The sequence below is a fragment of the Natronococcus amylolyticus DSM 10524 genome, assembly GCF_000337675.1.
Lineage (GTDB): Archaea > Halobacteriota > Halobacteria > Halobacteriales > Natrialbaceae > Natronococcus > Natronococcus amylolyticus.
Window position 1 is genome coordinate 221,656 of the sequence record NZ_AOIB01000021.1, and the last position, 21,466, is coordinate 243,121.

Genomic DNA, 21,466 nt, shown 5'->3' on the forward strand with positions numbered 1-21,466 from the left:
CATGAAGGTACTCGCCTGTCTCAAACGCGTCCCGAACACGGGCGCCAAGATCGTTCTCACGGAGGACGAGCAGCGAATCGACACGAGCGGGCTGGGCTTTACGATGAGCCCCCACGAGGAGTGTGCGATCGAGGAGGCCGTCGCGCAGGTCGAAACCCACGGCGGCTCCGCTCACCTGCTCACCCTCGGCCCGCCCGAAGCGGACGAACAGCTCCGGACCGGGCTGGCCATGCAGGCCGACGAGGCGACCCTGCTCGAGACCGACGACGAGGAGTGGTCGCCGCGGGCGACCGCCGACGCGCTCGCGGACGGAATCGATCGCCTCGATGACGACGAGGGATTCGACCTGCTGCTGTTCGGCAACGAGTCGGCCGACGCGGCCAACTACCAGGTCGCCGTCCGCGTCGCGAGCGAACTCGGCTACCCCTGCGTCACCGGAATCAAGGATCTCGAGGTCGAGGACGGAACCGCGATCGCGAGACGCGAGGTGTCGGGCGGCGAGGAGGTGTACGAGGTCGACCTCCCTGCCGTCGTGACCGTCAAGGAGGGGCTCAACGAGCCCCGGTACGCCTCGATGCGGGCCAAGATGCAGGCCCGTCGCCAGGAGATCGAGAGCGTAGAGCCCCGGGCCGAGACGAGAGCGGGCGGGCTCGAGAAGGTTCGTCTGGAGGCGCCCGAGACCGACGACTCGCCCGCGGAGATCCTGGGCGAGGGGCCGGAAGCGGTGCCCAAGATCGTCGAGATCCTCGCCGAGGAGGTGGAGGTCGTATGATCCTCGCGCTCGTCGAGCACGACGAGGGAGCGCCCGAGGAGCTCTCGCTCGAGTCGCTCGCGATGGCTCGCGAGCTGGCGACCGCCGAGGGAGACTCGCTCGAGGCCGTCGCCTTCGGCGACGAGGCTGACGCACTGGGCGACGAGCTCGGCGAACACGGCGTCGAGGCGGTCTACTGCGTCGCTCACGACCGTCTCGAGCGCTACGCACCTGACGCGTGGGCCGAGAGCGTCGTCCAGCTCGCGTCCGAGCACGAGGCGGAGACGATCACGGCCCCGGGAACCGACCGCGGCCGCGAGGTGCTGGCTCGCGTCGGTGCCTCCCTCGACGCGCCGTTGGCGACGAACTGCCTCGCGGTCGACATCGCCGACGACGGCGCCTACGAACTGCGGCGCAACCGCTGGGGCGGCAGCCTGATCGAACACGCTCGCCTCGACGGTGAGCACAAACTGCTGACGGCGGCCGAACACGAGTTCCCGATCGAACCCGCCGCATCGACGACGGAACCGTCGGTCTCGACGTTCGAGCCCGACCTCGAGGACGACCTGTTCGCGGTGCAGGTCGATCGCGTCGAGTCGGGCGACGAGGAGGGGATCCCGCTGGGCGAGGCCCGGGTCGTCGTCGGCGGTGGCCGGGGCGTCGGCAACGCCGAGGACTATGACCAGCTCGAGGAGCTGGCGGAGCTGCTGGGCGGAACCGTGGGCGCCTCTCGAGCCGCGGTCAACGAGGGGTGGCGTCCACACGACGATCAGGTCGGACAGACCGGCGCGAAGATCAGCCCGGACATCTATATCGCCTGCGGAATCAGCGGCGCGGTCCAGCACATGGTCGGCTGCAAGGGCGCGGACACGCTGCTCGCGATCAACACGGATCCCGAGGCAGCGATCGTCCAGAAGGCCGACTGGGCCGTGATCGGCGACCTCCACGAGGTCGTGCCGGAACTGAACGAGGCCCTGCGCGACGCGTCGTGAGCGAGTCGACCCCCGATCGGTCGAAGTTCGACTCCCCCTTCCGATCGGAGTAGACGCTCCCGACGCCGTCCCGCCTGATCCACGACCCTTCTGATATTCAATCATTTCTGATTGAGAGTTCTGTTATTACGCATGTACATCCGTAATTAAATGTATGTATACACTTTCACTCATTAGAATGGTCAGTGAGATATTTTGATTATTTCGGTAGACTATCGACGAAACCGCTGCTAAGAGAGTTGCCTTTCGTATGAAGATCATCCTCTATCGGATTATAATGGGGTCAGAGGGCGAATACGGATATACATCCCCGGAGACTCGAGACAGTATTTCGGCCGTCTCTATTCTAATCTTTCCGATGTTTTTGTAGAACTATACAATTTCAAACTAATAGTGAAAGCGGAACGTCCGTTCAGAGAAAACCTTGAGACGACGGCACTCGAGAGGACTCGTTCGAACCTCGGGACGGCCGAGTTCGTGCCGGACGGCGTAATTATCAGGGAAAAAGATGCGCGAGGCAAGGCTTCGGGATGCTCCCGGGATTTTTATGCTACGGTCCGTACGACCCTGCGATGACACTGCATAACAGGACCGTGCGCCGGGACGTTCGCGAGCTCGGGGCGCTTCTGGGAGACGTCCTCGAGGACCAGACCTCGCGACGGGCGTTCGAGACCGTCGAATCGTGCCGGACCACCGCGATCGACTACCGCTCGGGGGACCTCGAGTCGCGGGACCCCCTCGCGACCGAGCTCAACAACCTCTCGCCCCATCAGCAGCGGGTCGTCGCCAGGGCGTTCACCACGTACTTCGAGCTGATTAATCTCGCCGAGGAGCGCGAACGGGTGCGCTCGATCCGAACCGGCTCCCAGGAGGACACCCTCGAGGACAGCCTGGAGACGGCCGCGGCCGAGCTCGCCGAGACCGACGTCGGGACGGTCCAGCAGGTCCTCGACGACGTGCTGATCGAGCCGACGTTCACCGCCCACCCGACGGAGGCCCGGCGCAAGACGGTCAAATCGAAGCTGCGGACGATCGCGACCCACCTCGAGACGCTGGACGAACGGCTGCTGACCGACAAGGAGCGCGATCAGGTCTGGCGGGACGTCGACGCCGAGGTGACGAGCCTCTGGCAGACCCCCCAGGTCCGCAAGCGCCAGCCGGAGGTCGCCGACGAGGCCCGCAACGTCCAGTGGTACCTGGAGAACACGCTGTTCGACGTGGTCGGCGAGGTGTACGATGAACTCGACGACGCCATCGACGAGGCAGTCGGCCACAGCCTCGACATTCCGAAACTGTTCGAGTTTCGCTCGTGGGCCGGCAGCGACCGTGACGGCAACCCCTACGTGACCCCCGAGGTGACCGCCAACACCCTCGAGCGCCAACGGGAGGTCGTTCTCGAGCAGTATCGCACCCAGCTCAAGCGCCTGTCGGGCGTGCTGAGCCAGGACGGCAGCCGGATCGACGTCGGGCCGGAGTTTGAGGCCAGTCTCGAGGACGACCGGGAGCTGCTGCCCGGTAGCGCCCGCACCGCACAGGACCGATACCCGGGCGAACCGTACCGTCAGAAACTCAAGCTGATGCGCGAGCGCCTGGCGCGGATCGGCGACGTCCGCCCGGGCGGCTACGAGGAGGTCGACGGGCTGCTCGACGATCTCGAGGTCGTCGCGAAGAGTCTGCGAAACAACGGCGCTGAGAGCGTCGTCGACGCCCACGTCGATCCGATCCGGCGGCGGGTCGCCACGTTCGGCTTCTCGCTCGCCAGTATGGACCTGCGGGACCACCAGCAGAAACACACCGACGCCATCGCCGCGGCGCTGGAGCGCGAGGGGATCGACTACCACGGACTCGACGAGGACGAGCGCGTCGAACTCCTGACCGACGCCGTCCTGCAGGACGATCCCGTGATCAACCTCACCGACACCGACGGGCTCTCGGAAGACTCCGAGCGGGTACTGACGCTGTTCGACGAGCTCGGCGACTGGCAGACCGAGTACGGCGTCCACGCGATCGACACCTACGCCATCTCGATGACGGAGGAGCCCAGCCACGTCCTCGAGGTCCTGTTCCTCGCCGACCAGGCGGGCGTCGTCTCCCTGCCCGAACACTGCGGGCTCGACATCGTTCCGCTGCTCGAGACGGAGTACGCCCTCTCGGGCGCCCGCCGGATTATGGGGACGCTGTTCGAGAACGAGGCGTACGTCCAGGCCCTCGAGGCCCGCGGACGAACCCAGGAGATCATGCTCGGCTACTCGGACTCGAACAAGGAGAACGGCTTCCTCGCGGCGAACTGGTCGCTGTACAAGAACCAGCGCCGCCTGGGCGAGATCTGCGACGACCACGACGTGACGATGCGGCTGTTCCACGGCCGCGGGGGCTCGATCTCGCGAGGCGGCGGGCCGATGAACGAGGCGCTGCTCGCGCTGCCGAACTCGACGGTGACGGGCCAAGTCAAGTTCACCGAGCAGGGCGAGGCGATCGCCGAGAAGTACGGCAACCCCCGGATCGCCGAGCGCAACATCGAGCAGATGCTGAACGCCCAGCTGCGGGCCCGCCTCTACGCCGAGGAACAGCCCGAGGAGGCGATCGAAGAGGAGTGGATCGAGGCGATGGAGACGATGGCCGACGCCGCCCGCCAGGAGTACCGCGACCTGCTCGAGAGCGAGGGGTTCGTCCGGTACTTCGAGCAGGCGACGCCGATCACCGTCATCGAGGATCTCGATCTGGGCTCGCGACCCGCCTCGCGATCCGGCGAGCGCACCGTCGAGGACCTGCGGGCGATCCCGTGGGTGTTCTCCTGGACGCAGTCGCGGTGTATCCTGCCGGGCTGGTACGCCCTGGCGACGGGGCTCGACGCCTACCTCGAGAACGGCGGCTCGGAGGAAACTCTCCAGGAGATGTACGAGCAGTGGCCGTTCTTCCGGACGACGCTGGACAACGCCGCGCTCTCGCTGTCCCGAACCGAACTCGAGATCGCCGAGACCTACGCGGGAATGGCCGACGCCGACCTCCGCGATCGGTTCTTCCCGCGGCTGAGCGAGGAGTACGAGCGTGCAGCCGAACTGGTGACGACGATCGGCCAGCGCGAGGAGCTTCACACCCGCGACTGGCTCGGCGAGAACCTCGAACGACGGAACCCCTACGTCGACCCACTGAACCTGCTGCAGGTCTACCTGCTCGATCGCACCCATCGTACTGACATCGAGGAGCGAACTCTGCGGCTGACGGTGAAGGGGATCGCCGCCGGGATGAAGAATACGGGGTAGGCCCGCTCACGGAGTCAACAGCTATCGCCGCTCCGACGAACGTCGTCACGTGGCGAACGATACCGTAGAGGCGAGCGACGACGGCGATGGCACCGACGGCACCGATGGAGCCGAACTGGGCGTTGGAATTGCCCTCGGAATCGCACTGGGGTCCGCGATCGGCGTCGCGACCGACGACCTCGGCCTGTGGATCCCGATGGGCGTCGCGATCGGCGCCGCACTCGGCGCGGCGATGGGGAACCGGTAACGTCCTGGATCGAAGCGATTCCCCCTCCCACTGACGGCCTACTCGAGCGTCGGCACCGGCACGCTCTCGAGGACGCTCTCGACGACTGCGCTTTTTTCGACCCGGTTGACCGTCGCGTCGGGGGTCAACACGAGCCGGTGGGCGAGGACGGGTTCCGCAACTCGCTTGATGTCGTCGGGCGTGACGTACTCCCGACCGACCAGCGCCGCGTACGCGCGGGCGGCCTCGAACAGCCGCTGGGTGCCCCGCGGGGAGACGCCGACCTCCACGCGGCCGTCGGTGCGGGTCTCGCGGGCAACGGCCGCGACGTACTCGAGCAGGTCCGCCTCGACCCGGACCGTCTCGGGAACCTGCCGAAGCGCGTCGATCTCTTCGGGCTCGAGCACCGTCGAGACGGTCGGACTTCCCTCTTCGCGGCTCGCGCGCCGTCGCAGCAGTTCGACCTCGCCCTCGGCGTCGGGGTACCCCATCGACGTCTTGACGAGAAAGCGATCGACCTGCGCCTCGGGCAGCGGGAACGTTCCCTCCTGTTCGACGGGGTTCTGGGTCGCGATGACGAAGAAGGGGTCGGGCAGCGGGCGCGTCTCACCGTCGACGGTGACCTGGCCTTCCTCCATGGCCTCGAGTAGCGCGGCCTGAGTCTTCGGCGGCGCGCGGTTGATCTCGTCGGCGAGGACGATGTTGGCGAACAGCGGCCCCTCGTTGAATTCGAAGCTCCGGTCGCGCTCGTCGAAGACGTGCGTACCCGTAACGTCGGTCGGCAGCAGATCGGGCGTGAACTGAATCCGGGAGAACGAAAGCCCGAGCGCGGTGGCGACGCTGCGAGCCGTCAGCGTCTTACCCGTCCCGGGGACGTCCTCCAAGAGGACGTGGCCCCGCCCGACGACGCCGACGAGGACCTCCTCGAGGAAGGCGCGGTCGCAGACGACGGCGTCGCCGATCTCCTCGAGGACTGCCGAACACTCGCGGCTGGCCTGCGTGACGTCCATGGCGTCGACCTCGGAGGCTCGCGTAAAACGTCTTTCGACCGACTGTCACGTTCGCGAGCCATCGGTTCCCAGACGGCGCGACGATTCGAAACGGATAAAAACGTCACCGCGGTAGATAGGGGTGAGCCGAGATAGCCTAGCCCGGCCAAGGCGGCAGATTCGAAATCTGCTGTCCTCACGGACTCGGGAGTTCAAATCTCCCTCTCGGCGCTTTTCCGCGAACTACACCGTCGAGCACCGCGTAGCGTGTGCTCGACCTCCGTGAGCGGAAAACGATATAGGGGAGTTTGAACGAGAGAAGACGCAGCATCCGAGCGAAGCGAGGATGACCGTCTTTGCGTGGTTCAAATCTCCCTCTCGGCGCTTTTCAGCAGCACAGAAACGATATTGGTGAGTTTGAACCAGGGAGTGGCGCGAGCGGAATTTCTGTGGTTCAACTCGCGCTAACGTCTGAAACGGTGACGGTCAAACTGAGCGTGAGAGCTTGTATCAACAAAAATGGGAGTACACTGGAACTCCAGCACACTGATTACATTAGCACACGAAGTACGTTATATGCCCGTGAGCATCGACGAGTTCGAATCCGGTGACCTCCCACAGGGCCCGAGCGTACCGGAAGCGGTGGTTACCTACCTGTACGGACAGCGGGACAAAGCCTTCACTCGAGCCGAAATCGCGGTAGCGATCGATGCCGACCCAAACACCGTCGGAACCGCTCTCTCGAGGCTCAAAGAACGCAACCTCGTGCGACACAAAGGCGAGTACTGGGCCCTCACAGAGGATGAGGACCGAGTTGCCGCAGCATATGACCTCCGTACTGCGAGCGCTCGTCTCGATGAGGACGATGGCGGTATCGATCCCGAAGAGTGGGATGCAGCCGCTCCCGATGCACCACACCCGAGCGAGGACTCCTAATCGATGCGGCCCGAACGAGGTGATGTCGTTCGAAGCCGAGATCCGTTTAAACTCGGTAGTGAGAAACAGCGGCCGTGGCTGATCGTTAGCAATCGGAAGCATCCGTTCAGCGAGGAACAGTATCTCGCAGTCGCAATCTCGACCAAGGAGTACGATCACTCCATCGCGCTTCGGCCAGCGGTTTGGGAGACGGGTGGTGTCCCGCGAGAGTCCTTTGCCTCTCCGTGGGCGGTACACTCTCCGCGTCGTGAGGACCTCGTTGCGTGGCAAGGCCGTCTCACCGGGAGCTGCACCGAGCGTATCGTGGACGTAGTTCAGACCTATCTCCGTTAGGAAATTTCTTTTCTCCCGTTTCGAGTCATCAGCGCCGCAGGGAAGACCATGAAGCGGCGATCACGGATACGTAGCGGGTTATCGGTCTTCACGAAGCAGTCTTCAACGATTCGTTCGCTGCACAGAGAGGAGCCTCCACAGGAGTCTGGGAGCAAAGTAACTGTCCGAGTGGCGCGCGCCGTGTCGACTACGGATCTCGATCCGAAATCCACCGAGCAGCTCGCTCGAGCCGTCCACCGACCGTTCGGCTTCCGTACCACTCTTCGACCTTGGTATGAGTTGCCATCTCTCGCAGGGAACCGCTTTATCCGCGCAGCTATGGGAGGGAGTCCCGAACGAACGTGATGTCAGCAAGCAATAATTTCCCGGCGGCGAGACGAGGTGAGCGACCGCGATGAGTTCCGACGAGGAAGGGGGCCTCGAGGACGACCCGTTCCACCCCCTCGGGGACGCCGCCGAGGAGGACTTTCGGGCCATGCTCGAGGAGACCGAGTACGACGCCGACCTCGGGATGGCGATGGCCGAGGACGCGATGCGGGTCACGAAGGGCGAGCTCTCGGAGGCCGAATTCCACGAGCGGTATCACGAGGACATCCTCGAGGAGTTCGGTGAGGACGAGCGACCGACGAAGGAGGCCTACGAGAACGCCAGGGAGGAGGCGAAGGGAACGCTTTCGGGGATGCTCGAACGCTTCGGGGGCGACGGCGAGGAGTCCCGGCGCGACACGATGAAGAAGATGGGCGCCGGCGCGGCCGCCGTCGGTCTGGGCGCCTGGGGCACGGCCGAGAACGGTGACGGGACGGAGTCCGATATCCTCGCGGCCCAGGAGGACGGCGAGGACGAGGGCGACGGTGACGGCGTTCAGTGGGGAATGGCGCTCGACCTCGAGACCTGCGATGGCTGTCTCTCCTGTGTCGTCGCGTGCCAGCAGGAGCACAACTGGGACGAGGGCGCGAACTGGATGTACATCATCGCCTACGGGGACGGCACCGTCGAGTCGCCCGACGCCGACGACTTCGAGGGGACGCGGGATTTCAACTACCTGATCCGGCCCTGCCAGCACTGTACTGACGCACCCTGCGAGAAGGTGTGTCCGACGACGGCCCGTCACACCCGCGACGAAGGTGGGCTCGTGCTGACGGATTACGACGTCTGCATCGGCTGTCGGTACTGCCAGGTCGCCTGTCCGTACGGCGTCAACTACTTCCAGTGGGGCGAGCCGTCGGTCGACGCCCCCTCCGACGAACTCGAGGAGGAGATGATGTTCGACCAGCGCGACCGCTGGGTCAGCGGTCGGGGTCCTCGCGGCGTCATGGAGAAGTGCGTCTTCGACCCGGCCCGTCAGGACGGCAACATGGGCGACGAGATGGTCGGCACGACGGCCTGTGAGGACGCCTGCCCGCCGGGGGCGATCCAGTTCGGCGACATGAACGACCCCGACAGCGACCCCCAGCGCTACGTCGACAACGTCCCGCTCGCTCGCGCCATCGAACACGACCCGGACGACGAGGAGCTACAGGACGCCATCGCCGTCCTCGAGGGCGAGGAGGAGCCCGCCGAGGAGGACGACGAGGACGGACTGACCGAGGAGGAGGCCGAGCGGCTCCTGCGGGGCGAGTACGGCGAGCCCGACTCGACGTTCCGGCTCCTTCAGGAGTACAACACCGATCCGAACGTCCTCTACCTCGGCAACGAGCCGGGGCCGGACGCCGAGCAGGTTCCGGGCCCCGTCGCCTACGACGACGTCGGGCAGGTCGACAACCGCAAGGACGTCCTCGACGAGGGAACCGTCGGCGACACGGATCTCTCGCTGTGAGGGCGGCCTTCGAGAGCTTCATGTCGCTCGAGGGGAACCCCTCGGTATGGAACTCCGCCAGCGCGTCGCGGTCGGGACGCTGTGGATTGCCGTCGCGGCGTTGATCGCGTACATGCTGTACCCGGTGACGTCGTTCGGGATCGACGCGGTACTCCAGCTGGTCGTGCTCGTCTTCACACTCTTTCTCGCGGGCGTCTACCTGTTCAACCCCTGGGGCGTGCTCGATCGCCAGCCCTTCCACTGAAAATTGAGTCGTGCCCTGTTGGAACGAAGTACTGCCCGTCAGCCCGGACCCGCGAACCGTTCTGCGGTCGCGCCGGAAGATCGAAACAGCAGCCCGTCTCAGTCGTCGGCCGGTGCGAGCGGCTGCGTGTCCTGTCCGAGCAGCCGATCGAGCGCGTCGACCATCGCCTCGACGCTCGCTCGCGTGATGTCGGCCTCGCTGCGGGCGACGGTCACGGAGCGGTCGTCCCGAACCATCGTCACCTCGACGGTGACGACGGCGTCGGTCCCGCCGGTGACGGCGTCGACGTGGTAGGACTCGAGTTCGGCGTCGGCCATCGAGCCGAGCGCTTCCCGAACCGCGGAGACGGCGGCGTCGACGGGTCCGGAGCCGGTGCCGCTGGCGACCCGTTCCTCGCCGTCGACCTCGAGGCGGATGCTCGCGGTGGGAACCGCGCCACCGCTGGTCGCGGTGAGGTCGAGCAGTTCGACGACGCGCTCGCGGTCGTCACCGGTGACGTCCTCGGCGATCGCCAGCAGGTCGGCGTCCGTAACCCGGCGGCCACGATCACCGAGTTCGGTGACGCGGGTGGCGATCTCGGCGACCTCGTCGCCGCTGGCCTCGACGCCGTGTTCTTCGAGCGTCGCCGCGACGCCGGCCCGGCCCGTGTGTTTACCCAGTGCAAGCCGCCGTTCGCGCCCGACGGTTTCGGGCGCGTAGGGCTCGTACATCTTGTCGTCCTTGAGCGTGCCGTCGGTGTGGATCCCGCTCTCGTGGGTGAAGGCGTTCTCACCGACGACGGCCTTGTTCGGCGGTAGCGGGACGCCCGTCGCCCGCGAGACGCGCTGTGCGAGGTCGTACAGCTCCTCGAGCTCGACCGTCTCGACGCCGTAGACGTGCTCGAGTGCGATCGCGACCTCCTCTAAGGCGACGTTGCCGGCTCGCTCGCCCAGTCCGTTGACGGTACAGTGAACGAGGTCCGCACCAGCCGAGACCGCCGAGATCGCGTTCGCGACGCCCAGACCCAGATCGTCGTGGGTGTGGGCGCTGACGGGACCCAGCTCGGCCAGCCGGGAGACGGCCTCGGCGGTGCGCTCGGGACCCGTGTGGCCGACGGTGTCGGCGAAGCAGGTCCGATCGGCGCCCGCATCGAGGGCCGTCCCCATCAGCTCCTCGAGGTAGTCCAGATCGGCCCGGGAGCCGTCCTCGCCGATGACCTCGACCCAGAGGTCGTGGTCGGTGGCGTACTCGACGAGATCGGCCGTCTTCGCGAGGTTGTCCTCGCGGGAGGTGCCGACCTTCCCCTCGACGTGCCGATCGCTGGCGGGAACGACGATGTGGACGCCGTCGACGTCACAGTCGAGCGCGAGGTCGACGTCGCCGGCCATCCCGCGACAGAAGCTCGTGACCGTCGCCTCGAGGTCGAGGTCGGTCACCCGCGAGATCGCCTGTCGCTCGCCCGCGCCGGTACAGGCGCTGCCGGCCTCGACGACCGAGACGCCGGCTCGCTCGAGCCCGCGGGCGATCTCGACCTTTTCGTCGGGGGAAAGCGAGACACCCGGGGCTTGTTCGCCGTCGCGAAGCGTCGTATCGAGAAGGCGCACTGTACGGTCGGCTGCGATCGTCTGCTCCGGAGTCGTAGTCACGAAGGAAGGGTTATTTCCGCCCTGGAATTTCGCGCCCAGCCGGGTTGCCCCGACTTCCTCTATCCTCGGACTCCGGCGTTGAGAACGAATCTCGTGCCATCGTATCCCGACCTATTCGGACGGGACGACTTAACCTCGCCGGTCACGGCACCATCTGCATCCGTCAACGCACTGTCGCATCGGCGTCGGTGTTCGACGCGGGGAACCCCAACGACCATCGGGGACCCCGGCGTAGCCCACGGCATGGACCCTACGCTGGAGCCGCTCGCGCGGTCGCTCCGTTCGGCACCCGTCGTCGACCGCGACGGCTACGACTACTTCGTCCACGGTGTCACCGACGGCATTCCAATTGTCGAGCCCGAGGTCCTCAAGGCCGTTGCTGCCGGCTTCCGCGAGCGGATCGACTTCGAGAGCGTCGACGTCCTCGTCGCGCCCGAGGCGATGGGGATCCACCACGCGACGGCGCTCTCAACGGCGACGGGCGTCCCCTTTGTCGTCGTCCGCAAGCGCTCTTACGGCTTCCCGGACGAGGTTGCGATCCATCAAGAGACCGGCTACGGCGAGAGCGAGCTCTTCCTGAACGGGGTCGAGGCCGGCGATCGGGTCGTCCTCGTCGACGACGTCCTCTCGACGGGCCACACGATAGAGGCCGTCTGTGCGGCCCTCGAGGACGTGGACGCGGAACTCGTCGACATCGTGGTCGTCCTCCGACGCGTCGACCGCGACCGCGAGGGGTTCGAGAGATCGGTGACCGCTCTGTTCGATGTCCGGGTCGTTGACGGCAGACTCGAGATTGTCGAGTAGTCAGGTCGGCTCGAGGACCAGCTCGTCGCCGGGCTCGACGCCGTCGGCCGCCCCCGCGGGCAGCTCGAGCAGCAGGTCGGCCCGCTCGCGGGCGATCCCCCGCCAGGGCTGGAGCCGTTCGACGCGCTCGACGACGCCGTCAACGACCCAGATCACGTCCAGCGGGACGAAGACGAACAGCATGTGGACGTCGCGAGGCCGCGCCGACCCGAACCGGAACGCGAGCGCGTACCCCTCGGGAAGCGAACGGCGGAACATGAGTCCCCGAAGCTGGCTCACCGCGGAGTCGGCCGTCTCGACGGTCCCGGCTAGCTGGCGGGCAGCGCCGGATTTCGGGTGGTGGCGCAGTCGCACGGCCTCGAGTGCCCACCGCGGCGGTAAAAGCTTCCCGTCGAACTCGAGCGCTGAGCGGTGAGTGGCGAGGGGTTGAAACGTCGCGCTCGCCAACGGGACGGCGATGGAGAAAACGCCGCGAGGAACGTCCGTCGGCGTCGACGACCCCTACGCGTTCGCCGGCGTCTGCGACCGCTGTACCGACGACGGCCGGTGTCGGTACGCCTTTGAACGACCCGACGCCGATCCGGCGTTCGCCCGCGAGCGCGCAGCCGAGGAGTACGCCTGCCCCGTCCACGACCCCAAGCGCGAGGAGACGCCGGCCGACTGTCCCCACTTTCGGTCGCGAAACCGCGATCGGGAGTGCGTTCGCTGTGGCCTCGAGGAGAAACGCCTCGCCCACGACGAGGAGCGACCGCTGCTCGAGGAACACCACCTCTCGTACGCCGACGGGAGCGGGTCGGCGAGCGAGGACGGCGAGCTCTCACACGAGATTACGGTCTACCTCTGTCGGTGGTGTCACGCGAAGGTCCACAGTTCGTGGGCCCGTATCACCGACGACGTCACACCGGAGCCGGAGGCGGTCGCCGAACTCGAGGGCCGACGCGGACGCGAGCAGGAAGAGCTCGGGTTCGAGTCGGCGGCCGAACGATACGACGCCGACGAGTAAGCATTCCGCTGTGCGTCGTCGAGCGCAGCTACACGGTCGCACGAGAACGTGCAGTCGACGCGATAGCGGAACTCAGTTGTTCCCGCGCGGCAGGATGTCGCCGACCCGTCGGGGCTCGCCCTGCAGGTTCGGCTGCTCGGCGACGATCTTGAGCACCTCGTGGTCGGTCACGTCGTAGTAGGACTTCTCGGTGGCTTCCTCGATGAGCTCCCGCTCGAGGCGAAACTCGGTGCCTTCGTACACGACATCGACTCCATCGTCGTCGAACGCAAGCGTCGTCATACTCGACCGTAGGCGATCCCCCGATAAAAACCGGACGCCTGTGGTCGCACGCACTCGACTGCCGCAGCGCCCGCGGTCGAATCGCGCGAGATTTATTACCCGGCGCTCGTATTGGTTGCGAACGTGGCGTTTCGCAGGGATCTGCTCGACGAACTCGTCGTCCCCGACGGGACCGAAGCCAAGGAGGTCGCCCTCGAGACCGACGGTGACGTCCTCGTCGGCGCCCGCTCGACCGTCGAGTTCGGCGTCCGCGGCCGGAACGTTCTCGCGGGCGAGAGCGTCGAGTTCGGCGGAGACATTGAGGCCGAGGCCGACTGCCGGCTCGACATGTGGTGTGACGTCGCCGACAACGTCCTGGTCGGTCAGGACGCCTACATCGGCGAGCGCGTCCACATCGGCGGCGAGATGAAGGTCGCCGGCGACCTCGACATCGGCGACGACGTCGAGATCGACGAGGGTTTCGAGGCCAACGGCTGGATCGTTATTCGGAACCCGATGCCGACGATCGTCTTTCTGTTCGTCTACCTCAAACAGCTCCTGTTGATCGGCGAGGAGGACGCCGCCCAGCGGCTCGTCTCCCAGCTCGTCGACGACGATGAGGACGAGAACGAGGACGCGGAGCCGGTTCCCGACCCGCTGATCGTCCCCCGTAACGCGACGGTGAGCGACGACGCCTGGCGCGTCTCGACGCCCGCGACGATCGGCGACGACTGCCGGCTCCACGGCAACATCCGGGCCGAGTCGATCGACGTCGGCGAGGACTGCAATATCTTCGGCAGCCTGCGGGCCCGCGAGGACGTGACCGTCGGCGAGGGGACTCGCATCCACGGCGATCTGACGACCCGCAGCGGCGACGTCGTCGTCGAGCCCGGCGCGCGAATCCTGGGTGACGTCTCCTGTTCGGACCTCGAGCTCGGCCCCGGTGCCGAGGTCGACGGCTCGATCCGGGCCGACGGCGAGATCACGATGGGGACGACCGAGCGCGACCTCGAGTAATCGGACGTGGTTGCAAGCACGGGAGGTCACCTTCGAGGCACGTGCTCGATACGTTCGAGGCCGAGAACCCGGCGTTCGTCCACCGGGACGAGTCGGAAGTCCTCGACCGAGCGGTTTCGATCGTCTCGGATCGATTTCCAACCGATCTCTCTCCTGGCGATTTCGACCCGCATTCTTAATAGTGTCAGTTGCGTTAGCACGAGTCGAGCATGGTGCGAGTGATCAACAATCAAAGAGAGGTGACATCGTGCGATCGATCGTGTTGACGAAGGGCGTGCCGGACTTCTCGGAGGGGGCCGTCTCCTTCGACGAGGACGGTCACCTGGAACGGGGGAAGACGCCGACGGTGATGAACCCGAACGACGCGTTCGCGCTCGAGGCGGCGCTCCAGACTCGAGTCCGCCACGGCGGCCACGTCAGCGGGATGAGCATGGGGCCACCCGGCTACGCCGAGGTGCTCGAGGGGGCGATGGAGTCGGTGTACACCGACGACAGCTACCTGCTCTCCGACCGGGAACTCGCGGCCTCCGACACGTGGGCGACGGCGATCACCGTCAGCTCGGGGATCGAGAAGTACCGCGAGGAGGTCGCCGACGTCGACCTCGTCTTCGCGGGGTTCAAAACCGCCGACGGGGAGACCGGTCAGACCGGGCCCCAGACGTGCTGGGCGCTCGAGTGGCCGATCGTCACCCACGTCATCGCGCTGGATATCGACCCCGACGAACGCCGACTCCGCGCGAAGCGACTCGTCGAGGGCGACGTCGACGAGATCGAGACCGTCGAGACGCCCCTGCCGTGTATGGTCGTCACCGATCCGGAGTTCGAGCCCACGTACCGGAAAGCGTCCCACCGGCTGACCCACAAGGAACTTCGGGCCGAAACGCAGGAACGGGCCGCCGACCACGACGAGCATCTGACGACGTGGGACCACGCCGATCTCAATCTCGATCCGGACTACATCGGGCTCGACGGCTCGCCGACGATCGTCTCCTCGGTGGACCCGATCCCGAAGGCGCCCTCCGAGCGGGAGGCGACGATGATCGATCCCGACGACGGCACGGCGATGGAGCCCGTCCTCGAGGAACTGCAACCGTTTGCTGGAGGTGACTGACGATGGCACTCGATCCCGACGAGTACACGGCCGACGAACTGGGCGAGGAGCTCGAGGCGCTCGACGACGTCGACGAACTGCAGACGGTGCTGGAAGCCGAACAGGCGGGCAGGGACCGCAAGACCGCCCGCGAGGCGATCCACCGTCGGCTCGAGGCGCTCGGCGAAGCGGGCGACGCCGAGGGGCTCGAGGGTGACACCGAGACGGAAGGCGAGTACGAGGAGACGAAAGAAGACGTCGGCGACGAAGCGGAAGGCGAGGAGGTAGAGGAGGTCGACGAAAGAGACGAAGACGCAGGCGCGGACGACGAATCGGCAGCCGAGGACGAGGAAGACGACGACGGCCTCTCCCACCCGACGCGGGACAAGAGACACGTTCGGGCGCTCGACGGCGGCGACTACGCCGATATGTGGGTGTTCTGTGAGACCCAGCAGGGAGAGCTGCTCGAGGTCTCGCGGGAGATGCTCGGCAAGGCTCGAGAGCTGATGGACCAGTTCGAGGAGGACTATGGAAACGAGGAGCGCGTCGTCGCCTTCCTCATGGGTGACGACTGCGAGGACCTGGCCGAGGAGTGTATCGCCTACGGCGCCGACGTCGCGGTCTACCACGACGATACTCGTCTCGAGCGGTTCCTGCACAAACCCTACACCGAAATTGCGGCCCACATGGCCCGCGGGCAGGGAACGATCGAGAGCACCGACTGGCGCGAGTACGACGAGCCCCGCTACGTCCTGTTCCCGGCGACGAACAACGGGCGGGATCTCTCGGCGAAGGTGCAGGCCGAACTCGACTCCGGGCTCGCCTCGGACTGTTCGGACCTCTACATCGAGGAGAACGAGGTCTCCAATCCGGTCAAGACCGGCGAGCCGGGCGTCAAGAAGACCTTCGAGAAGGTCCTGCATATGAAACGGCCCGACTTCTCGGGGTTCGAGTACTCGACGATCCTCTGTCTCGACAATCCGGGTCGGGACTTCCACCCGCAGGGCGCCTCGATCATTCCGGGCAGTTTCGACCCGATCGAACCCGATTACGATCGGGAGGGGCTCGTGATCGAACACGACATGGAACTCGACGAGGACTGGTTCCGCGTCGAGATCACCGAGCACGATCAGCTCGAGGCCGGAATCGACCTGACCGGCCACGAGGTGGTCGTCTGTCTGGGTCGGGGGATCGCCGACGACCCCACCGGGGGAATGGAGCTCGGGCTCGAGCTCGTCGACGCCTTCGAGGACGCCGAACTCGGCATTACGCGGGGGATCGTCACCTCGGCCTACCAGTTCGAGGGTCACGTCGAGGAGTACTCGAAGGAGGAACGCCAGATCGGCGAGACCGGTCAGGTCGTCGCCCCCGACCTCTACATCGCGGCGGGCGTCTCCGGAGCGGTCCAGCACAAGGTCGGAATGGACGAGTCCGACACGATCGTCGCGATCAACACCGACCCCGACGCCAGGATACGGGACTTCAGCGACTACTACATCGAGGGCGACCTGTTCGAGGTCCTCCCCAGGCTCACTGCAGCGGTCGAATCCGGGGAGACGAGACTCGAGGCCGTCGCCGACGGGAGCGGGGGTGAGGACCGATGAGCACGAACGGGAGCAACGGGAGCGAGTACGAACACTACGAAGCGGTCGTCGTCGGCTGCGGCCCGGGTGGCGCGGCCGCTGCCGCTCGACTCGCCGAACACGGCGTCGAGACGCTCGTCCTGGAACGCGGCGTCGAGGCGGGCTCGAAGAACGTCTCCGGCGGGCTAATCTACGCCGAGGACTCGGCCCCCTACACGATCGACGACCTCTTCGACGGCTTCCGCGAGGAAGCCGCCGAACGCCCCGTCACCGACTACCGGATCCACAACATCGCCGGCGACAAGGTCAAGACGTACGACCTGACCGACCTCCACGAACACGATACCGACTGGTGTGACGCCGTCCTCCGCCGGCAGATGGACTCCTGGCTCGAGGCCCGGGTCCACGAGAAGACCAGCGAGACGGGCGGGGGCGTCCTGACGAACGTGCGGGTGAACGGCCTCCTGCGAGAAGACGGTGAGATAATTGGTGTCACCTGCGACGAGCTGGACCCGATCGAGGCCGACCTGATCGTCGCCGCCGACGGTGTCAACTCCGAGCTGGCCCGTGAGGCCGGGCTCATGGACTGGGAGGAGCCCGACGAGTGGTTCCAGGGCGTCAAGGCTGTCGTCGATATGGATCCCGAGGCGGTCAACCACCGGTTCGGGATCGACGACGACGAGGGCGTCGCCCACCTGTTCTCGGGCGATCTCTTCGAGGACGTCCGGGGCGGGGGCTTTCTCTACACCAACGAGGAGTCGCTGTCGATCGGGACCGTCTTCCACCTCGACAGCCTCGTCGCCGAGCAGGCCGAACCCCACGAGCTGCTCGATGCCCTGCTGACCCATCCCATGATGGCCCACTGGATCGGCGACGGGTACGACGAGCGGGAGTACGCCGCGAAGCTCGTCCCCGACTCGAAGAAGGTCGCCCACCGCGAACCCTACCGGGATCGCCTGGTGCTGGTCGGTGACGCCGCCGGCCAGATGCAGGCCCAGGGCCCGATCATCAAGGGGATGAACCACGCCGTCACCGCCGGGGCGCTTGCGGCCGACGCCTTCGCGATCACGCGAGGCAACGCCGACTCCGAGGCCGCAGGACGGCGCTACGCGAAGCTGCTCGAGGACTCGGGGACGATGGCCAAGCTCCGCCCGAAGCAGTACGACCTCGCCCGGACCGTCGGCGAGCGCGATGCGGTCACGAACGTCGTGGATCGCGTCCTCGAGTCCCCGCTCGGCAGCGTCGCGCTCGGGAACTCGCTGGCCGATCGCGTCCTCGAGCGGGCGTACAACTCGCCGTTCCTGGTGTCGATGCTGCCCGACACCCGAACCGGGTACACGACGGTGCCGACGGTGATCGGCGAGGCCCGCGGTAAGAGCATCCGCTGGAAGAACGACGCTGAGCCGCCGAGCCTCGAGGAACGGATCGGCGAGCTCACCTACGACACCGACGTCGGCAACCCCCACATCGAGCTGCTCGACGACTCCGCGGAAGCCAGCGGAGCCGCCGTCTACGCCTGCCCCGTCAGCGCCGAGGCGTTCGGCGGGGGCTGTTACCGCACGGAGCAGGTGAAGACGAACGGCGACGAGGAAACGGTCGTCAGCCTCGACACCCAGCCCTGCGTCGAGTGTGGCACCTGCGCTATCGTCGCCGACACCGCCTGGGAGCATCCCAGAGGTGGAAAGGGCGTCGAGTATCGAGAAGGGTGATGAGCCGGTACGGTCCCAGGATCGCCGCGCTCGCCCGGCAGGCCGAACGCGACCGGGAACGCCTCGAGACGGAGGAGTCAGCCGCTGACCCCGAGGCCGCCCGCGAGTACCTCAGCGAGGGGGCTGGGCAGGCGATCTGGTGTTACGTCGAGGCCCGGACGGGGGGACGGTTCGTTGCGTTCTCGGAGGCCGAGTTCGCGGCCATAGAGCGGGCGATGAACGACTGGCTCGAGTGTTACGCCCGGTGTCACGGCGTCGAACTCGAGGCCGAGTTCACGGTCCGGCAGGCCGCCGAGCTGTTGCTCGAGACGCGCAACGTCGTCGACACGGCCCAGCTGCTGACGGGCGTTCCCGAGCGGCGAACCCAATCGGCGAGGGCGAGTCGGTAGTCGTCGGTGCGTCGAAGATCGACCCGCCGACGGCGGGCCGAGGGTCGGCTCGAAGGAGGACGCGAACGGGCGCCACAGACGCTCGTCAGCCGAAACAGGTCGCCGAGATCGTCGATCGGTCGACGGTTTCGCCTGTCCAGCGCGCGTACAGGTCGTAGCGAACGCCGGACGGCGGTTCCGAGACGTGTCGCCAGGTGATCGTCGTCTCGGCCTCGGTGACTTCCGTTGCGGCTCGGATGGTTCCATCCGTCGCCCTGACCTCGACGAGGTCGACCGAGTCGGGATCCGCCTCGAGGACAACGCTGATCCCGAAGTCGGTCTCCGAATCCGCTGTGAGGCGTTCGGACCGAACCGTCAGTTGACTGATCGCCTCGGTCTCGAACGGCGTTTCGTTCGGAAACGAACACTCCGTACTCGAATCGCTGGACGCTCGTCCGAGACAGCCACCGGTTACGGCGACGGCAACGGTTGCGCCACCGCCGAGTACGTGACGTCGACTAACGGATCGGAGGTCGGTCATCCTGGAGCCGAAGTAACTCGTCTCCCGGCAAGAACTTTCAGTCGAATATCGTTTCGGCGAGCCGAGCGTGAGATCGAGTCAGTAGATGAGCTCGTCGTCGTTCTCGACCATGTACAGCGTACGGGCGGCGATGTTGACCGCGTGGTCGCCGACCCGTTCCAAGTCCCGGATCGTCAGCAGCAGCCGCGAGACGTCCTGCAGGATCTGCTCGACCTCGTCTGGTGAGTCGAGCTCCCGCTCGATCAGGTCCCGGACGACGACCCCGCTTGCCCGCTCGGCGAACTGATCGACGTTGTCGTCGCGTTCCGCGAGCTCCCGGCAGGCGTCGGTGTCTTCCTCGTCGTACGCGAGCATCGCGTCCTCGATCATCTCGAGGGTCAGCTCGCCCATCGCCTGGACGTCGACGTCCGGAAATCGATCGTGTTTGGCCTCGTGGGTGTACTCGCCGAGGTTGACCGCGAGATCCCCGATCCGCTCCAGATCGGTGATGATCTTGAACGTCGAGGCGATAAAGCGCAGGTCGCTGGCGACGGGCTGTTGGAGCGCCAGCAGCTCGATACACTCCTGCTCGAGGTCGAGGTACAGCTCGTTGACCTCGCTGTCGCCCTCCATTACCTGCGTGGCGAGCTCCGTGTCCTTCTGCTCGAGGGCGGACAGTCCCATTCGGAGCCGCTCCATGACGACCTCGCTCATATAGAGGACGTCACCGCGGAGCTCCGTGAGTTTCTCCTGATACGACTTTCTGGCCATACCAGACACAGTTCGTTCCGTCTTGATGTAGCTTGCGCCTGTAGCACCACCGACTCGGCCGCAAACCGAAGCGTACGGTATCGAATAGAGTGATCTCGATCCCGCTGCCTATCGAACGAGCGGCCGTTCTCGGGGATCGGGAGAATGGACTGGACGACCGAACTCGACCGAAGCGATCACCCGAACTTGCCGGTGATGTAGTCCTCGACCCGGTCACTTTCCGGGTTTTCGAAGATCTTGTTCGTGTCGTCGAACTCGACGAGGTGGCCTCCGGTGAGGAAGACGGCGGTCTTATCGGAGATTCGGGCCGCCTGCTGCATGTTGTGCGTAACGATCACGACGGTGTACTCCTGAGCGAGTTCCTCGACTAAGTCCTCGATCTTCGAGGTCGCCACAGGATCGAGCGCGGATGCGGGTTCGTCCATCAGGATCACCTCAGGATCGGTGGCGATCGCGCGGGCGATACAGAGCCGCTGTTGTTGCCCACCCGAGAGGTCGAGCCCGCTTTCGTCCAGCTGGTCTTCGACCTCGTCGATAAGCGCGGCGCGCTCGAGCGCCGTGTGAACCTTCTCCTCGACGTCGTCGTCTTTTCCCTGGACGCGCAGGCCGTAAGCGACGTTATCGAAGATCGACTTGGGGAAGGGGTTAGGCTTCTGGAAGACCATGCCGATCTTTCGGCGGAGGGCGACGGGGTCGACGTCGTCGTCGTAGATGTTCTTCCCGTGGAAGTACAGCTCCCCCTCGACGCGGGCGACGTCGATCAGGTCGTTCATCCGGTTGATCGACCGCAGGAACGTAGACTTTCCACAACCCGAAGGACCGATTAGTGCGGTGACGCCCTGCTCGGGGATATCCATATTGATCTCGTTGAGGGCCTGGGTATCCCCGTAGAAGACGTCGAGATCGCGAGCTTCGATCACGGCGTCGTCGACGCGAGGTGTTCCGAGCGGCCTGTCGGAGGTCGGCATCTCGACGCCGCCGCTTGAACTCGATTCCGTCTCGTTTCGTTCTGTCGTGGCGACGTCCGATTGTCCGGCCTCTGCAGTCATATCCGTTGTTTCGACGTTGGCGTCGCGGGTGTTACTCGTTTCGAAACGGCTCTCACCCGGTGCAATCGTCGCGACGGTGCGTTTGAGCCCGCCGAGTCGGCCGGTCGTTTCGTCGC

The 21,466-nt window shown here is 65.9% G+C and carries 22 protein-coding genes and 1 tRNA gene; 16 read left to right on the top strand and 7 right to left on the bottom strand.

From position 1 onward, the window contains the following. The first annotated feature begins 1 nt into the window (after window position 1). The 4 genes from C491_RS09975 to C491_RS09990 all read left to right on the top strand — a co-directional run bounded on the left by C491_RS09975 (window position 2) and on the right by C491_RS09990 (window position 5,253). Complete coding sequence (locus tag C491_RS09975; RefSeq protein WP_005555778.1) at window positions 2–772, top strand: electron transfer flavoprotein subunit beta/FixA family protein; 771 nt, start codon at window positions 2–4, stop codon at window positions 770–772. Then, on the top strand, window positions 769–1,743 hold the full coding sequence (locus tag C491_RS09980) for an electron transfer flavoprotein subunit alpha/FixB family protein (protein ID WP_005555780.1): 975 nt from the start codon (window positions 769–771) through the stop codon (window positions 1,741–1,743). Before C491_RS09975 ends, C491_RS09980 begins: the two co-directional genes overlap by 4 nt. Before the next feature lie 572 nt (window positions 1,744–2,315). Continuing rightward, entirely contained in the window at window positions 2,316–5,006 is a 2,691-nt protein-coding gene (ppc, locus tag C491_RS09985; RefSeq protein WP_005555782.1) for a phosphoenolpyruvate carboxylase, read from the top strand. 49 nt (window positions 5,007–5,055) lie between these two features. Then, window positions 5,056–5,253: a hypothetical protein gene (locus tag C491_RS09990; protein ID WP_005555785.1), complete on the top strand. Its 198-nt coding sequence runs from the start codon at window positions 5,056–5,058 to the stop codon at window positions 5,251–5,253. A 38-nt stretch (window positions 5,254–5,291) separates the two neighbouring features. On the opposite strand, the gene C491_RS09995 is transcribed toward C491_RS09990, so the two are convergent. Next, the gene (locus C491_RS09995) at window positions 5,292–6,242 is read right to left on the bottom strand and encodes an AAA family ATPase (RefSeq protein WP_005555787.1); all 951 of its coding nucleotides are present in this window, start codon (window positions 6,240–6,242) and stop codon (window positions 5,292–5,294) included. Between the two features lie 125 nt (window positions 6,243–6,367). Between C491_RS09995 and C491_RS10000 the strand changes: the two genes are divergently transcribed. The 5 genes from C491_RS10000 (at window position 6,368) to C491_RS10015 (ending at window position 9,550) form a co-directional block, all read left to right on the top strand. Continuing rightward, window positions 6,368–6,452, top strand: a tRNA-Ser gene (locus C491_RS10000). Window positions 6,453–6,797: 345 nt separating this feature from the next. Further along, a complete protein-coding gene (locus C491_RS21465) occupies window positions 6,798–7,157 on the top strand; it encodes a hypothetical protein (protein ID WP_005555789.1) in 360 nt (119 codons plus the stop codon). 3 nt (window positions 7,158–7,160) lie between these two features. After that, the gene (locus C491_RS24180; RefSeq protein ID WP_005555791.1) at window positions 7,161–7,490 is read left to right on the top strand and encodes a type II toxin-antitoxin system PemK/MazF family toxin; all 330 of its coding nucleotides are present in this window, start codon (window positions 7,161–7,163) and stop codon (window positions 7,488–7,490) included. Window positions 7,491–7,884: 394 nt separating this feature from the next. Beyond that, a complete protein-coding gene (locus C491_RS10010) occupies window positions 7,885–9,306 on the top strand; it encodes a 4Fe-4S ferredoxin N-terminal domain-containing protein (RefSeq protein WP_005555793.1) in 1,422 nt (473 codons plus the stop codon). Window positions 9,307–9,352: 46 nt separating this feature from the next. Then, entirely contained in the window at window positions 9,353–9,550 is a 198-nt protein-coding gene (locus C491_RS10015; RefSeq protein ID WP_005555795.1) for a hypothetical protein, read from the top strand. Between the two features lie 98 nt (window positions 9,551–9,648). Here C491_RS10015 and C491_RS10020 read toward each other — a convergent pair whose 3' ends face one another. Further along, a complete protein-coding gene (locus C491_RS10020) occupies window positions 9,649–11,175 on the bottom strand; it encodes a (R)-citramalate synthase (protein WP_083909302.1) in 1,527 nt (508 codons plus the stop codon). A 243-nt stretch (window positions 11,176–11,418) separates the two neighbouring features. Between C491_RS10020 and hpt the strand changes: the two genes are divergently transcribed. Further along, entirely contained in the window at window positions 11,419–11,979 is a 561-nt protein-coding gene (gene hpt / locus C491_RS10025; RefSeq protein WP_005555799.1) for a hypoxanthine/guanine phosphoribosyltransferase, read from the top strand. Here hpt and C491_RS10030 read toward each other — a convergent pair whose 3' ends face one another. Continuing rightward, window positions 11,980–12,333 (bottom strand): DUF192 domain-containing protein, encoded by a 354-nt coding sequence (locus tag C491_RS10030; protein ID WP_049891746.1) that lies wholly within the window; start codon window positions 12,331–12,333, stop codon window positions 11,980–11,982. Between the two features lie 103 nt (window positions 12,334–12,436). Here C491_RS10030 and C491_RS10035 point away from each other — a divergent pair, with 103 nt between their 5' ends. Further along, entirely contained in the window at window positions 12,437–12,982 is a 546-nt protein-coding gene (locus C491_RS10035; RefSeq protein ID WP_005555804.1) for a DUF7097 family protein, read from the top strand. A gap of 72 nt (window positions 12,983–13,054) precedes the next feature. Here the strand turns inward: C491_RS10035 and C491_RS10040 are convergent, their stop codons facing one another. After that, window positions 13,055–13,264: a DUF5800 family protein gene (locus tag C491_RS10040; RefSeq protein ID WP_005555805.1), complete on the bottom strand. Its 210-nt coding sequence runs from the start codon at window positions 13,262–13,264 to the stop codon at window positions 13,055–13,057. Between the two features lie 123 nt (window positions 13,265–13,387). On the opposite strand from C491_RS10040, the gene C491_RS10045 reads away from it, so the two are divergent. From C491_RS10045 to C491_RS10065, 5 genes are all read left to right on the top strand, one after another. Further along, window positions 13,388–14,260 (top strand): polymer-forming cytoskeletal protein, encoded by an 873-nt coding sequence (locus tag C491_RS10045; protein WP_005555808.1) that lies wholly within the window; start codon window positions 13,388–13,390, stop codon window positions 14,258–14,260. A 247-nt stretch (window positions 14,261–14,507) separates the two neighbouring features. Next, window positions 14,508–15,371 carry an electron transfer flavoprotein subunit beta/FixA family protein gene (locus C491_RS10050; RefSeq protein ID WP_005555809.1) on the top strand — a complete coding sequence of 288 codons (864 nt, stop codon included), beginning with the start codon at window positions 14,508–14,510 and terminating at the stop codon, window positions 15,369–15,371. 2 nt (window positions 15,372–15,373) lie between these two features. After that, complete coding sequence (locus tag C491_RS10055) at window positions 15,374–16,954, top strand: electron transfer flavoprotein subunit alpha/FixB family protein (protein ID WP_005555811.1); 1,581 nt, start codon at window positions 15,374–15,376, stop codon at window positions 16,952–16,954. After that, complete coding sequence (locus C491_RS10060) at window positions 16,951–18,642, top strand: FAD-dependent monooxygenase (RefSeq protein ID WP_005555813.1); 1,692 nt, start codon at window positions 16,951–16,953, stop codon at window positions 18,640–18,642. Before C491_RS10055 ends, C491_RS10060 begins: the two co-directional genes overlap by 4 nt. Continuing rightward, a complete protein-coding gene (locus C491_RS10065; RefSeq protein ID WP_005555815.1) occupies window positions 18,642–19,031 on the top strand; it encodes a hypothetical protein in 390 nt (129 codons plus the stop codon). The genes C491_RS10060 and C491_RS10065 overlap by 1 nt, the downstream gene beginning before the upstream one ends. An 85-nt stretch (window positions 19,032–19,116) precedes the next feature. Here the strand turns inward: C491_RS10065 and C491_RS10070 are convergent, their stop codons facing one another. The 3 genes from C491_RS10070 to pstB form a co-directional block, all read right to left on the bottom strand. Then, the gene (locus C491_RS10070; protein ID WP_005555817.1) at window positions 19,117–19,551 is read right to left on the bottom strand and encodes a hypothetical protein; all 435 of its coding nucleotides are present in this window, start codon (window positions 19,549–19,551) and stop codon (window positions 19,117–19,119) included. A gap of 78 nt (window positions 19,552–19,629) precedes the next feature. Beyond that, complete coding sequence (phoU, locus tag C491_RS10075; RefSeq protein ID WP_005555818.1) at window positions 19,630–20,301, bottom strand: phosphate signaling complex protein PhoU; 672 nt, start codon at window positions 20,299–20,301, stop codon at window positions 19,630–19,632. 176 nt (window positions 20,302–20,477) lie between these two features. Beyond that, window positions 20,478–21,350, bottom strand: a complete 873-nt coding sequence (pstB, locus tag C491_RS10080; RefSeq protein WP_049891748.1) for a phosphate ABC transporter ATP-binding protein PstB — start codon at window positions 21,348–21,350, stop codon at window positions 20,478–20,480. Window positions 21,351–21,466 lie beyond the last annotated feature (116 nt).

Coding starts and splice junctions, on each gene's coding strand:
- C491_RS09975 (WP_005555778.1), top strand. CDS start 2: ATGAAGGTACTCGCCTGTCTCAAACGCGTCCCGAACACGGGCGCCAAG.
- C491_RS09980 (WP_005555780.1), top strand. CDS start 769: ATGATCCTCGCGCTCGTCGAGCACGACGAGGGAGCGCCCGAGGAGCTC.
- ppc (WP_005555782.1), top strand. CDS start 2,316: ATGACACTGCATAACAGGACCGTGCGCCGGGACGTTCGCGAGCTCGGG.
- C491_RS09995 (WP_005555787.1), bottom strand. CDS start 6,242: ATGGACGTCACGCAGGCCAGCCGCGAGTGTTCGGCAGTCCTCGAGGAG.
- C491_RS21465 (WP_005555789.1), top strand. CDS start 6,798: ATGCCCGTGAGCATCGACGAGTTCGAATCCGGTGACCTCCCACAGGGC.
- C491_RS24180 (WP_005555791.1), top strand. CDS start 7,161: ATGCGGCCCGAACGAGGTGATGTCGTTCGAAGCCGAGATCCGTTTAAA.
- C491_RS10010 (WP_005555793.1), top strand. CDS start 7,885: ATGAGTTCCGACGAGGAAGGGGGCCTCGAGGACGACCCGTTCCACCCC.
- C491_RS10015 (WP_005555795.1), top strand. CDS start 9,353: ATGGAACTCCGCCAGCGCGTCGCGGTCGGGACGCTGTGGATTGCCGTC.
- hpt (WP_005555799.1), top strand. CDS start 11,419: ATGGACCCTACGCTGGAGCCGCTCGCGCGGTCGCTCCGTTCGGCACCC.
- C491_RS10035 (WP_005555804.1), top strand. CDS start 12,437: ATGGAGAAAACGCCGCGAGGAACGTCCGTCGGCGTCGACGACCCCTAC.
- C491_RS10040 (WP_005555805.1), bottom strand. CDS start 13,264: ATGACGACGCTTGCGTTCGACGACGATGGAGTCGATGTCGTGTACGAA.
- C491_RS10055 (WP_005555811.1), top strand. CDS start 15,374: ATGGCACTCGATCCCGACGAGTACACGGCCGACGAACTGGGCGAGGAG.
- C491_RS10060 (WP_005555813.1), top strand. CDS start 16,951: ATGAGCACGAACGGGAGCAACGGGAGCGAGTACGAACACTACGAAGCG.
- C491_RS10065 (WP_005555815.1), top strand. CDS start 18,642: ATGAGCCGGTACGGTCCCAGGATCGCCGCGCTCGCCCGGCAGGCCGAA.
- C491_RS10070 (WP_005555817.1), bottom strand. CDS start 19,551: ATGACCGACCTCCGATCCGTTAGTCGACGTCACGTACTCGGCGGTGGC.
- phoU (WP_005555818.1), bottom strand. CDS start 20,301: ATGGCCAGAAAGTCGTATCAGGAGAAACTCACGGAGCTCCGCGGTGAC.
- pstB (WP_049891748.1), bottom strand. CDS start 21,350: ATGACTGCAGAGGCCGGACAATCGGACGTCGCCACGACAGAACGAAAC.